This is a genomic window from Alginatibacterium sediminis (genome assembly GCF_003610775.1).
GTDB classification, from domain to species: Bacteria; Pseudomonadota; Gammaproteobacteria; order Enterobacterales; family Celerinatantimonadaceae; genus Alginatibacterium; species Alginatibacterium sediminis.
Map to the genome: position 1 here is coordinate 351,578 of NZ_RAQO01000004.1, position 13,035 is coordinate 364,612.

General features: G+C 42.5%; 8 protein-coding genes. 6 read left to right on the forward strand and 2 right to left on the reverse strand.

Features of this window, described 5'->3' with window-relative positions; all coding sequences use genetic code 11:
* Nucleotides 1-16 precede the first annotated feature (16 nt).
* Nucleotides 17-1,939 carry a PrkA family serine protein kinase gene (locus DBZ36_RS04715; protein WP_120353769.1) on the reverse strand — a complete coding sequence of 641 codons (1,923 nt, stop codon included), beginning with the start codon at nucleotides 1,937-1,939 and terminating at the stop codon, nucleotides 17-19.
* A 622-nt stretch (nucleotides 1,940-2,561) separates the two neighbouring features.
* Here DBZ36_RS04715 and DBZ36_RS04720 point away from each other — a divergent pair.
* The 6 genes from DBZ36_RS04720 to DBZ36_RS04745 all read left to right on the forward strand — a co-directional run bounded on the left by DBZ36_RS04720 (nucleotide 2,562) and on the right by DBZ36_RS04745 (nucleotide 11,165).
* A complete protein-coding gene (locus DBZ36_RS04720) occupies nucleotides 2,562-4,460 on the forward strand; it encodes a PhoX family protein (RefSeq protein ID WP_120353770.1) in 1,899 nt (632 codons plus the stop codon).
* 316 nt (nucleotides 4,461-4,776) lie between these two features.
* Nucleotides 4,777-6,030, forward strand: a complete 1,254-nt coding sequence (locus DBZ36_RS04725) for an ABC transporter substrate-binding protein (protein ID WP_120353771.1) — start codon at nucleotides 4,777-4,779, stop codon at nucleotides 6,028-6,030.
* 43 nt (nucleotides 6,031-6,073) lie between these two features.
* Nucleotides 6,074-6,943: a carbohydrate ABC transporter permease gene (locus DBZ36_RS04730; RefSeq protein ID WP_199711771.1), complete on the forward strand. Its 870-nt coding sequence runs from the start codon at nucleotides 6,074-6,076 to the stop codon at nucleotides 6,941-6,943.
* Nucleotides 6,940-7,830: a carbohydrate ABC transporter permease gene (locus DBZ36_RS04735; protein ID WP_120353772.1), complete on the forward strand. Its 891-nt coding sequence runs from the start codon at nucleotides 6,940-6,942 to the stop codon at nucleotides 7,828-7,830. Before DBZ36_RS04730 ends, DBZ36_RS04735 begins: the two co-directional genes overlap by 4 nt.
* 12 nt (nucleotides 7,831-7,842) lie before the next feature.
* Nucleotides 7,843-10,266 (forward strand): DUF5703 domain-containing protein, encoded by a 2,424-nt coding sequence (locus DBZ36_RS04740; protein ID WP_120353773.1) that lies wholly within the window; start codon nucleotides 7,843-7,845, stop codon nucleotides 10,264-10,266.
* A gap of 2 nt (nucleotides 10,267-10,268) precedes the next feature.
* A complete protein-coding gene (locus DBZ36_RS04745; RefSeq protein WP_120353774.1) occupies nucleotides 10,269-11,165 on the forward strand; it encodes an amidohydrolase family protein in 897 nt (298 codons plus the stop codon).
* 994 nt (nucleotides 11,166-12,159) lie between these two features.
* On the opposite strand, the gene DBZ36_RS04750 is transcribed toward DBZ36_RS04745, so the two are convergent.
* Nucleotides 12,160-13,032: a LysR family transcriptional regulator gene (locus DBZ36_RS04750; RefSeq protein WP_120353775.1), complete on the reverse strand. Its 873-nt coding sequence runs from the start codon at nucleotides 13,030-13,032 to the stop codon at nucleotides 12,160-12,162.
* Between the last annotated feature and the right edge of the window lie 3 nt (nucleotides 13,033-13,035).

Below are 13,035 nucleotides of genomic sequence, written 5' to 3' on the forward strand. Positions count from 1 at the left end.
ACTACCTCTCATACAACTATGAAGACTTACGCACGCGTAAATACCACTCAGAGAGCAAGCGGACTTGTTTTTTGGTATAGCCTTTCTCCATCATTCTTGCGACAAAGTCATCATGTTTGCGCTGGTCGTCGTTACTGGTCTTGGCGTTAAATGAAATAACCGGAAGTAAATCCTCGGTGTTCGAGAACATCTTTTTCTCGATAACTGAACGTAGTTTTTCGTAGCTCGTCCAATCAGGGTTGTTACCGGCGTTATTAGCTCTAGCTCGTAGTACAAAATTTACGATCTCATTGCGAAAATCTTTCGGGTTACTAATACCTGCTGGTTTCTCAATTTTTTCTAGTTCTGCGTTAAGTGCCGAGCGGTCAAATAGTTGGCCTGTGTCTGGGTCTCGATACTCTTGGTCTTGTATCCAAAAATCAGCGTAAGTAACGTAGCGGTCGAAGATATTTTGACCGTATTCTGAATAGGACTGTAAGTATGCGGTTTGGATTTCTTTACCAATAAAATCGACGTACTGGGGAACCAAAAATCCTTTTAAAAACTCTAGATAACGCTCTGCTAATTCTTGATTAAATTGCTCGCGTTCTATTTGTTGTTCAAGTACGTAGAAAAGGTGAACCGGGTTTGCTGCAACCTCTGCGTGGTCAAAGTTAAATACGCGGGACAATATTTTGAAAGCAAAACGAGTTGAAAGCCCATCCATACCTTCGTCTACACCTGCGAAATCTCGGTACTCTTGATAAGACTTTGCCTTTGGGTCGGTGTCTTTTAGGCTTTCGCCGTCATAAACCCGCAACTTTGAATAGATACTGGAATTTTCAGGGTCTTTCAGTCGCGATAAAATAGAAAACTGAGACAAAATCTCCAATGTACTAGGGGAACATTTTGCGGTGTTTAACTCACTATTTTCGAGTAATTTACGGTAAATATTAACTTCTTCGCTGACGCGCAAGCAGTAGGGGACTTTAACAATGTAAACCCTATCTAAAAACGCTTCGTTATTTTTGTTGTTTCTGAAGGTTTGCCATTCCGACTCATTTGAGTGAGCTAAAATTATGCCTTCAAAAGGAATCGCCGACAGACCTTCAGTTCCGTTGTAGTTTCCTTCTTGGGTTGCTGTGAGCAATGGGTGAAGGACTTTTATCGGAGCTTTAAACATCTCTACAAACTCCATTAAGCCTTGGTTGGCTTGGCATAAAGCGCCGGAGTACGAGTAAGCATCGGGGTCGTTTTGGGCAAAGTGTTCCAGTTGCCGAATATCAACTTTACCCACTAAAGATGAAATATCTTGGTTGTTCTCATCGCCAGGTTCAGTTTTTGCGATTGCACGTTGATTTAGAATGGAGGGGTAGCACTTTTCAACGCTAAACTTACTAATATCCCCACCATATTCTTTTAGTCGTTTCGCAGCCCATGGAGACATAATGGAACGTAAAAATCGTTTAGGTATTCCGTACTCTTGTTCTAATATTTGACCGTCTTCGCCGGCATCAAAAAGACTGAAAGGATGGTCGTTTACCGGTGAGCCTTTTATCCTATAAATAGGAATGTGCTCCATTAAGGATTTTAGTTTTTCAGCTAAGGACGATTTACCACCACCAACAGGGCCCAGTAAGTAAAGAATCTGTTTACGCTCTTCTAGACCTTGGGAACTATGTTTTAGATAAGAAACAATCTGTTCAATCGCTTCTTCCATGCCGTAAAAGTCTTTAAACGCAGGGTAGCGAGAAATTACTCGGTTTGAGAAAATACGACTAAGTTGGGGATCGAGTGCAGTATCAATAAGTTCAGGTTCGCCAATGGCCAATAGCAACCTCTCTGCGGCTCCGGCATAGGTGCTGGGGTCAGATTTACAAAGACTTAAATACTCTTGTAGGCTTAACTCTTCTTCTTGTGCTTGTTCGTAGCGTTGCTGATAGTGGTCAAAAATACTCATAGCAATCTCCTAACATCATTTGCGCCGAATCTTTGAACATGCAGCCCATTTCTAGCATGTCTGCTACTTAAGCGTAGCCCAAGATTTGTATAAGTTTCTTTAAAAAGTAAACATTTACAATGCTTCTTACTTAGTCATCAATGACTGCAAGTACTTGATAGTAGTGCTTCAATCGTTCCTTTAAGGTGCCCGTCGTGGTCTTACCACTTAATAATCTAATGAATTATCATTAAGATAACGTGACCCACTTCAAAAAGTAACGCATATGTTAATAAAATGTTTGTTATTGGTGTGCCCCGTGCTAATCTCACTTCGTAGCTTAAACCTTCAAGCTTTGGTCGGCGGATACTGATACGAGGGGATTAGTATCGAAGGTTACACACAAGCACGTTTCCATTTGGCTCTTGATTTCAAGAGCCTTTTTTTTTGCATGTCATAAAGCTACTGCTGCTTTTTATGCCCATATGTTAATTCACAAAAAGTATTTCTTTGTCAATATTTAACGTGAACCAACAGGTTTAAACCCACCTTTGTTTCTAAGTATTCATAATTGTGCAACCAAAGCGTAACAATCGCTGTTTATCTTGAGTTTTTATTTCCGACCACGATAACAAGGGATAGTATGAGCGATCACAATCAAAGCAATGACAATAATCAAGCCCAATTTACCCAAATGATTGAGCGCCAGATGAGTCGCCGTAAGTTCTTAGCCACTAGTGGAGCGCTTGGACTTGGCAGTTTTCTTAGTCTAAATCCAATTAGCTCAGCGATTGCGAATTCCTTTGAGTCAGTACTACTTAACTTTGAGAATATCCCAGCATCAACTAGCGACACCATTACTCTACCCAAAGGTTATAAAAGCGACGTGCTTATGTCTTGGGGTGACCCTGTTTTAGCTGGAGCTCCTGAGTTTGCTCAAGACGGGCGACAAGACTCAATGGCCCAAGCTGGTCAGTTCGGTGACAACACCGATGGCATGAGTCTATTTGAACTAAGCGCCGGGCATGCAGTACTCGCTGTAAACAATGAATATACAAACTACGAGTATCTATTTGATCATGGTGGTAAGAAAATGACCGCCGATGACGTTAAAAAAGCGCAAGCCGCCCACGGCGTGACCATTGTTGAATTAAGAAAGACTAATGGTGCTTGGAACGTCGATCCTCAAGGTAAGTTTAATCGCAGAATCACCGCGAATACGCCGATGCTGCTGACAGGTCCTGCTGCTGGCCATGAACAGCTAAAAACAACTGCAGATAGCAGCGGTACAAAGGTTCTAGGAACATTTAATAACTGCGCTAATGGCGAGACACCGTGGGGTACTTATCTAACTTGTGAGGAAAATTTTCATGGCTATTTTGGAAGTAATGAAAAATTAGAACTCGACGAACGCTATGCTCGATACGGTGTTAAGGCTGTCAGCGTAGAGGATAGCCGCTATAAATGGCATCAATTTGACGAACGATTCGATTTAGCGAAAAATCCAAATGAGCCTCACCGCCATGGATGGGTGGTCGAAATTGATCCTAAGGATCCAAGTGCCACGCCATTAAAGCGAACTGCATTGGGTCGGTTCAAACATGAGAATGCCGCGCTAACTCTAGATGACAGTGGTCACGCTGTTGTTTACTTAGGTGATGACGAGCGCGGTGAACACCTCTACAAGTTTGTTTCCAAAGGCAAATTTATTGAAGGTGATGATGCTAACAATCGTCAGTTATTGGAATTTGGAACCTTGTATGTCGCTCGATTTAGTATGCAAAAGGATGAGCTCAAGGGCAGCGGCGAATGGTTGGAGCTAACTCATGGTAAAAACGGGCTTACCGTTGAAAACGGATTTGCTGATCAAGCTGAAGTGATGATATTTGCTCGTCAGGCCGCGACCATCGTTGGTGCGACAACCATGGATAGACCGGAATGGGTCGCTATCCACCCGGATAATAAACATGTGTTTTGTACACTAACCAATAATAAGAATCGTGGTAACAAAGAAAATCAGCCTGTTGGTGGACCAAATCCACGCGCCGATAACCATTACGGCCAAATCATTCGATGGCAGCCAAAAGCTGGTGATCATACTAGTCGAGAGTTCAATTGGGATGTTTACGTACTTGCAGGTAATCCAACCGTACATCCAAACACTTTGTATGCGGGTAGTAACAACATCACTTCAGACAATATGTTTAACAGCCCCGATGGAATTGGTTTTGATAAGTCCGGACGCTTGTGGATACAGACCGACGGCAAATACAGTAACCAAGGTGACTTTGCTGGCATGGGTAACAACCAGATGTTATGTGGCGACCCAAATACAGGGGAAATAAGACGCTTTTTAACCGGGCCTATTGCTTGTGAAATAACCGGATTGTGTTTTAGTTCAGATCAAACAACCATGTTCGTCGGTGTACAACATCCAGGAGAGGGAGGAGCACCATCCCACTTTCCAGATGGTGGAAACAGTAAACCACGATCTAGTGTAATGATAATTACTCGAGAAGATGGCGGCGTCATAGGAGCTTAGCCAATAGAGTGACTCTAAACTAGATTGTAACAAAGCCCGGAGAGTCTCTGGGCTTTTTGCTATGTGCTCTTTATTGTTCTTCGCGATGTAATTTATTAGTGTTACTAGGCTCAAACTTTAAACAATCTGTTCTTTCTAATGCTTTCGTTTTGTAGCATATTGCTTATGTTTAATTTCATATCTGTCTTTGAGCTTGTTCACAAAATTACGATCCCACTATTTAATACCCTCCTTATTCTGGTATCTTGGTGCTACCAATGTTTTTTTGTTGTTAACATTGCATATAACTCTAAGAAAACCCTACAAGGATAGAACCATGAAGCTCTCGAAAACTTATCGCGCAATGCTTGTCTCTGCCTTAGTGGCTAGTTCGTTTAGTGCGGCTGCTGCAACTCAATTAGAAGTGAGTTCTTGGAAAGGTGGTGCGAGTGAAATCGCAAATTTCCCAGAAATCATAAAGATGTTTGAAGAGAAGTATCCAGATATTGAAGTTAAACTAACCTATATATCGCGGCCAGATACAACGACTGTTATGCCTGCTCGTTTGCAAGGTGGTAACCCACCAGATGTAATGATGGTTGACCGAGAGTTTATGCATATGTGGGCTGAAGAAGGCCAGTTGATGGATCTACGGGGTGAGCCTTGGGTTGAAAAAATGCAACCAGCCTTATTACCAGAGATGCACCATGGTGAAGGTTTATACATGATGATGCTGGAGTTAAGCGGCATCGGTATGTTTGCCAATATGGACTTGTTAGCAGAAGCCGGTCTCACCGAAATTCCTCGTAATATTGACGACTTAACCAAAGCTTGTGTGAAGTTAGTCGACAAAGGCATCACGCCTATGCTCATGCCTGCTAGCAGCGGCTGGACACCTGGTTTATATACCATAGCAATTGGCTTAGCAGGTGATGGTTTACCCGATCACAGTCGACCTGAAAAATTTAATACAGGCGAGCTAAATTTTGCTGAAGATGAGGCCTTTATTCGTGCAGTTACGGCAACAAAACAGATGGCGGATGCGGGTTGTTTTGATGCCAAAATGAATGCGGGTATCGACCCATGGACTGTAGGTATTGCTGGCTTCCAATCTGGGCGAGCAGCGATGTTACCGCAAGGGCTTTGGAACATAGGGCCTTTCCTAAAGGATGGCTTACCTGAAAACTTCAGTTTTGGACCGCTACCAGCATTATCAGGTGATAAAGGAATAGCATTAGATTTACTTGGACCTGCATGGGCCATTCCAAAAGACAGCAAACAGGTCGATGCAGCTAAAAAGTGGATAAATTTTTGGTCTGATGACGAAATCCTAAATTCATTTTTGGTTCCTGAGTCTGCGGTAACGACAATCATTGGTGGCCGCTCGGGTGTCCCAGAGAATGCGACCTCATATGTGGCAGCCCGAGAAGAAGGTTACGCAGTGTTTACCCCGGAAGGTTTATGGCATGCAAATGTTCCAATTGAAGCGATGAACAGCATGACGTCTTACATGTTGGATTTAAGTCAAGATCCAGTCGATATCCTAAAACGTTGGGATGATGTCCGCGATAAAGAAAACGCGGCTAAGTAGACGCCCTTAAAAAGCTCCGCTGCGGCGGAGCTAGGAGTTTTATATGCGCGGCCTAGACAGACGCTACTGGTTTGTATTACCAGCACTTGCGATATACCTCGTCTTCATGATTTATCCATTATTTAGTGGTGTGAGCCTTTCTTTCACTACTTTTTCTGGCGTAGGTGAAGCTAAGTGGACTGGTTTAGACAATTATCAGACAATTTTTACCGACAGCGTTTACCTCAAAATCTTAAGTAATACACTTATATATTCTGCTTTTGTCGTCGTTTTTCAAAACGGTATTGGTTTAGCGATTGCGTCAATGCTCAATGGTCTTCCTAAAGTTCGAAGTCTGTTTCGTACCGCTTTGTTAGTCCCATCAATGGTGTCACTGGTGATCGCTGGTTATGTTTGGCAATACCTATACTCGCCACTTGGTGGAGGACTTAACGAGGCTTTAGCTGCATTAGGGCTAAAAAGTGTTCAACAAATATGGCTCGGCGATCCAAGCATCGCACTAATTGCGGTAGCAGCCGTGCATGTTTGGATGTACATCGGCTATTCAGCTGCAATATTTTTAGCCGGTTATGCAGGGATTAGCTCTGAGCTACAAGACGCAGCACGTATGGACGGTGCTACCCGCTGGAAACGTTTTAGATTTATCGAATTTCCCCTTTTAGCTCCAGCACTTACGGTTAACATAACCTTAGCAACCATCAATTCTCTAAAGAGTTTCGAATTCCCCTACATCATGACGGGCGGAGGCCCTGATGGGGCAACCATGACCCTAGGTCTGAAGGTGATAAAACTGTTGTTCAATGAGTATAAGTTTGGATTGGCGGCTGCTTTGTCAGTGGTATTGATTGTAATGGTGGCATCCATTGGATTAGTTCAAAACGCTTATCTACGCCGTCGTGAGGATAGAATATGAGTAGCGAAGGATTACAAACCCAAAGTTCGGGTGAAATAAGTGTAAGCAAAAGAACGAAAACAAAGAACAAACAACGTTGGGTTGACCGTTTTCAAGTCCTGTTTTTGAGTGTGCTTGCGATACTAATTTTACTGCCTATTTTCTATATGATTAGCATGTCGTTTCGAACTCGACGCGAAATAATGATGGATCCTTTGGGACTACCATCGAGTTTGTTGATAGAGAACTATCAAAAAGTAGCCGAAGCCATGAATTATGGTACCAGTATTTTTAATACGATATTCATCACAGCAAGCGTCATTGTGCTCGTATCAATTTTGTCATCATTAGCCGCATACCCATTGGCTAGGATAAGACATAAACTTTCAACCTGGCTCTATATTTTGCTGACCCTCGGTTTAGTTATTCCTCCTTTCGCTGGTTTAACGCCTTTATATTTGTTTATGCGTGATTTGGGCCTACTCAATAGCTACTTAGGTTTAATCATCGCGTATACCACTCTCAATTTGCCGCTGGGTGTGTTTTTCTATACCAGTTTTATGAAAAGTGTTCCGATAGAACTCGAAGAAGCTGCTCGGCTTGATGGCGCAAGCTATCTTAAAACCTATTGGTATGTAGTGTTGCCCTTGCTGCGCCCAATTACAGGAACACTAGGTTTATTTATCACTCTTACAGTTTGGAATGACATTGTCTATCCATTATTGTTTGTTACTGACGATAGCAAATATACCATTATGGTTGCCGTGGTACGTTTCCTTGGAACTTATTCAATAGACCCAACTCAATTGTTCCCTGCCGCTGTTTTAGCTTCGGCTCCTTTACTCATTTTATTTATGTTGTTGCAAAAGCAAGTGGTCTCCGGGATCACCGCTGGTGCAGTTAAGTAACGAGGTATAGCAATGCTCAAGCAACAAAGCCTGATATGGGAAACGCCAAGTCAAAATAGTCAGGATTCTATGCCCATTGGTGGCGGTGGCATTGGCTTGAATGTTTGGTTCGAAAATGGCGAATTATTGGTCTATTTTCAACAAAGCGGTAATTTTGACGAACACAATGGCTTTCCTAAGCAGGGACGTTTACGCATTAGTAATACCACGTCTGATTGGGCTGAATTAACGTCTTTTAAGCAAGAGCTCAATAGCCAAAAAGCGACTATACAGATATCAATAGTGGACCAAGAGGAGGTTAAGACTGACTTCTTAGTTTGGGTAAACACCAGTCACAGTGTTTACCACATTGAGTATTCATCAAGCAAAGAGCAGTTGCTTAGTGTTGCATACGAAAGCTGGCGTTATGAAGACAAACTTTCCAAAGCCCAAGATCAATCGACTTATATTTTTACTGAGCGAAATGACATTTTTGCTTATTGGATGTATCCCAAAGACTTGATTCGACACAAAGATGTAATTACCCAAGACAGCAATAGCATACGCTGGTGGCATCAAAACGATAATGCCGATCTAGCCTTCGACAAAGAAATGGACCAGCAAGGATTCTGTAATCACAAACAAGATTTATTTAATCCCCAGCGTGATCTAGTCTTTGGCGGAAGTCTGGTTGCTAAAGGTATGCAAGGTACAACTTCACGAGAAGGCGAGTACCTAGGCACCCCGTTTAAAGCCTTATGTTTAAAAGGTCCATCGTTGCCAAACATGCAGCGCATCGATGTTTATTGCTGTTGTGAGCAAGTTCCTGATATATCCAGTTGGCATCACGCCGTAGATAAGCTTATAGGCACTTATAATGATCTTGATTACAGTGCACACAAACAAGCGACTCAAGCGTGGTGGGCGAAGTTTTGGCAACGCAGTTGGATAGATATACAAGCCAAAGAGCAAGATGCACAGATCAATGCTGAAATAGACCAAGTATCGCGGAACTATCGTTGGTTTCGTTTCATGCAAGGCTTTAACGTTAATGGCAATTTCCCGCTTAAATTTAACGGTGGTTTAGTCACCTACGACTCGGGATTGGTTGGCTACGTTGAAGATCAACGAGACTTAAGTGCGGTACGTGAAGTTGAGGCACAAAAGGCTAAAACGCTAGATGGTGCGCAGCAGATAGAAGCCAACGAGAACCTAAGAATTGAGCGGGACTTCGGACCCGATTATCGCGCGTGGGGAGGGGGAAGTATCACCCCACAAAACCAACGCTTACTGTATTGGCCGCTATTAAAAAGTGGCGATTTCGATTTGTTCGAACCTCAGTTTAGTTGGTATAAAGACACCTTAGAAACCACCGAACTTCGAAGTCAGTTAGCGTTCGGCCATGATGGCTGTAGCTATACGGAACAAATTAATAACTTTGGTTTGCCTATTGGTAGTCACTTCGGTTGGGAACGCCCTAAATCGATGGGCCTGGGTCAGCAAATTAACCGCTCTTGCGACGATCACTATTCAACTCAGCTAGAATTTGCGTTTATGATGTTGGAATACCAACGTTATAGCCAACAATCTATAACAGAGTATTTACCCTTTATTCAGAGTGCCGCTCAGTTTTTCTTTAGTCACTATGAATATCTGGCTGCTAACGATGGTCGCGAAGCCTATGACGAAAATGGACATCTTCATATCTTCCCGTCTAGTGGTCTGGAAAGCTACAAAGAAGCCAGCAATCCCAACGATGTGACTTGTGGGCTACGTAATATCTATCAAGGGCTTTTGCGACTTGAAGATATTAGCGCTGAGCAACGCACCTTGTTTGAGTTGCGCTTATCCAAAATTCCACCTCTTATTCATCGCCAATACAATGGTTATACAACGATCGCACCGGCTTATGACTGGGCAGAGATCAATAATGTTGAATTGCCGCAGATGTATCCCGTTTATCCCTATCAGGAATTTGGCGTTGGCTTAGAAGGTTTGCAAATTGCGCGCGATACTTGGGAACACTCGTGTAACGAAATCTATGGTCAACGTAGCTATGCTAGTTGGCATCAAGATGGCATTTTTTGTGCTCATTTAGGATTGGTCGAAGAAGCTAAACAAGTACTCATCTGCAAACTTGGTGATGGTGGACGACGTTTCCCCGCTTTTTGGGGACCGGGCCACGACTGGACTCCTGACCATAACTGGGGCGGTACCGGTATGATCCAATTGCAGGAAATGCTGGTTCAGGACAAAGCCGGTAAAATAGTATTGTTGCCTTGCTGGCCTAAAAACTGGGATGTCGACTTCAAACTTCATTTGGGATTGGGAACAACACTAGAATGTGAAGTTAAAAATGGTGAAATAATTAACTTAGTGATTGAGCCAAAAGCTAGAATGCAAGACATAGAAACCGACTTTGAGCTCAATTTGACGAACGTGACAGAGGCTGTTTGAGTATGCCACAAACGATTGTAGATGCGCACATACACTGGTGGGACCTAGATAATCACTATTATCCTTGGTTAATGGATAATAAAACAATTGAAGGAGGCAAAGCGGGTTTAGAGACTCTAGCTCAAACCTATTTGCTGGAGAACTATCGCAAGCATAGTGCTGGTTACAACGTTGATGCCATGGTGCATATTCAAGCAGATTACGACCCTAGCAATCCAATTGGCGAAACTCACTACCTAAGCGAATTGATAGAAACACCTGACTACCAAGGTATTGATGTGGCGCTAGTTGGTTTTGCAGATCTAGCCGATCCAAAGGTTGAAGCCTTGTTAGCTAAGCAAGCCAGTTATAAGCAGACTCGCGGTATTCGTCAAATGCTTAATTATTTGCCAGATGAACCAGGCTACTGCTGGGCTAGTGAGAACTACTTAGACAATTCAATGTGGTGTAAAAACTTTGCCTTACTAGAGAAATATCAGCTTAGTTTTGATCTCATGTGTTTTCATCCACAAATGAAAGCGGCGGCAACATTATTTGCTAAGCACCCAAATATCCCTGTGGTATTAGAACACGCGGGAATGCCAAGGTTAGGTGATCTTGAATTATGGAAAGAAGGAATTAAACAACTGGCGGCATTACCACATATTTGTTGTAAAATCGGTGGCTTTGGTACCATGATCGAAGATTGGACCCAAGAACAAATAGAACCGTATGTAGCTTGGATAATTGAGTGCTTTGGGGTGCAACGAATTATGTTTTCGTCTAACTTTCCTACCGATTCGAAGTTCAGCAGCTTTGCTAAAGCGATTGATGCACTCGATCAATTAAGCCTTGGATTATCAGCCACCGAACGCGAGCTTTTTTTCAGTTTAAACGCACGACGCTTTTATCGTTTTTAGATTGAGAAATGTACGCCGGCTGTCAGCTTTAGTTACAAACAACAACCAACGAATCTGTATTTACCTAATAGCCACAAACACGCAGCTTAGGGTCTTTGTGGTGTTACTGTTACAACTTTAATTACGTCGATGTACGATCTTGCCGTTTAAAAAATGTGTAGTCGACTTGGGTTTCGTGCAGCTTATAAACATTTGTCTCTACTTGCTTGTGAATATTACGGTTTAGAACAATCAGATTGGAGCTTTTTACCTTCTTCCAAGGTAACGGGCATGTGTTCCTTATTCAGGATTTTGACGCTGCCCAAGGTATAACTGTAGATAGTTTGCTCAATGATTAAGTCTTTGCCCGGTAATTTCTCACCTTCGGATTGACCAAGCGGTTGTCGGGTAATCGCAATTTAAATGCCGTTGAATGGTTTGTAAATAGGGCTTGTCGTTGATTCGGAGCCAGCCCCGTATTCAATACCTGATTGACAATCATTCCATGCATATTAAAGGTGTTGTCTAAGATATAGTTTTGTAAGTTATTCTTATTAGTGACCTTGAGATTGAGTTGGGTTTGAGTCTACTCAAACGAAGTTCTAACAGCCAATTATTTACCGAAATCGGAGGGCATATTTTTGAGCAAGCGCGGCTGTTAGTCCATCAAAGTTTGCGGATTTTATCGTTGTCTTCTGCAATAAGAGATTCTGATAAAAATTGACTAAATATTGGTATTGGGCAATTAATCCCATTTGCTTATATTGAGTCCAAACTTGTTGTTAGCCGTCATTATCCACATACAAAACTAAAAATTGAACGCCTAGATAAAGATGTATTTAAAGGAAAACTGAAGTCGGGTGAGTTAGATTTTCTCCTGCAATTGATGGGAGGAACTCCAAATCTGAGTAATGATTTTGTCGAGTTGCAACTTCTGGAGTGATGCTACGTTTGTTTTCCTGATTCAGCGGCAGTATAGATTCAGCGTCAGTATAGGTTCTAACGAAGCACGTCCTTAGACATTTAAAGTCATTATTTCTTGAACGAAAATATCTGCTGCTATTGAAGGTTCGGTTTCAGATAAGTGAGCGATTTCGGCAAACCAATTGACACCGGTCCCACCTTCTATGGAAAATTCTACTATCCTTCCTTTATCAATCCAATCTTGTGCCATTGCGCGAGGCACGCTTGCCCATCCAATTCCCTCAGAAACCATATTCAGTATTTCTTGCGTATTGTTGACCGGACATACTCGATGGCTTATTTGATACCGTTTGTCTAAATCTACTTGATTAAGATGTGAATAATTGAGTTGTAATAAGTTACGCATCTGAGCATGCGAGACGACCGCTCCATGGTTAAACCATGTTGGGGCAGCGACTTCGACCAATTCAAAGTTAAAAGCGGTAAATTGAGTCATTCCATCAAATTGGCGTAATGCCGCGGATATTAGGCCAAGTTCTACACGCTTAATCGATATCCATTCAATCACTTGAAGGGTATCGCCAGTCATCACCTCCAACTCTATATTTGGAAACGCTTCTAAAACCGCTCGATAACAGCGACTTATTTGAGGGTGTGTAAGCATGCTATCGATTGCGACTGAGAACTTCGTAGGTTGTTGCTGATTGATACTATTAACCATAGAGCTAAAATGAGCTGCTTCACGAAGAGTTGCGCTGGCAACTTGTTCGAGAGTGCGTCCCGCTTCAGTCAATATTAGTTTTCTAGTGTGTCGTTCAAACAGTTTGATATCACTTTCATCTTCAAGTGTGGACACCAGTTCAGCAACAGTGGAAGCGCGTTTATTCAGAGATATAGCAGCTTGTTTGAAACTGCCATGTTGGCAGGTTGCTACGAAGGCTTGTAATTGAACGATGGAATACATAAA

What these genes read in the sequence shown, in the direction of transcription:
- DBZ36_RS04740 (WP_120353773.1), top strand. Translation starts at nt 7,843, where the DNA reads ATGCTCAAGCAACAAAGCCTGATATGGGAAACGCCAAGTCAAAATAGT.
- DBZ36_RS04725 (WP_120353771.1), top strand. Translation starts at nt 4,777, where the DNA reads ATGAAGCTCTCGAAAACTTATCGCGCAATGCTTGTCTCTGCCTTAGTG.
- DBZ36_RS04750 (WP_120353775.1), bottom strand. Translation starts at nt 13,032, where the DNA reads ATGTATTCCATCGTTCAATTACAAGCCTTCGTAGCAACCTGCCAACAT.
- DBZ36_RS04730 (WP_199711771.1), top strand. Translation starts at nt 6,074, where the DNA reads ATGCGCGGCCTAGACAGACGCTACTGGTTTGTATTACCAGCACTTGCG.
- DBZ36_RS04720 (WP_120353770.1), top strand. Translation starts at nt 2,562, where the DNA reads ATGAGCGATCACAATCAAAGCAATGACAATAATCAAGCCCAATTTACC.
- DBZ36_RS04715 (WP_120353769.1), bottom strand. Translation starts at nt 1,939, where the DNA reads ATGAGTATTTTTGACCACTATCAGCAACGCTACGAACAAGCACAAGAA.
- DBZ36_RS04735 (WP_120353772.1), top strand. Translation starts at nt 6,940, where the DNA reads ATGAGTAGCGAAGGATTACAAACCCAAAGTTCGGGTGAAATAAGTGTA.
- DBZ36_RS04745 (WP_120353774.1), top strand. Translation starts at nt 10,269, where the DNA reads ATGCCACAAACGATTGTAGATGCGCACATACACTGGTGGGACCTAGAT.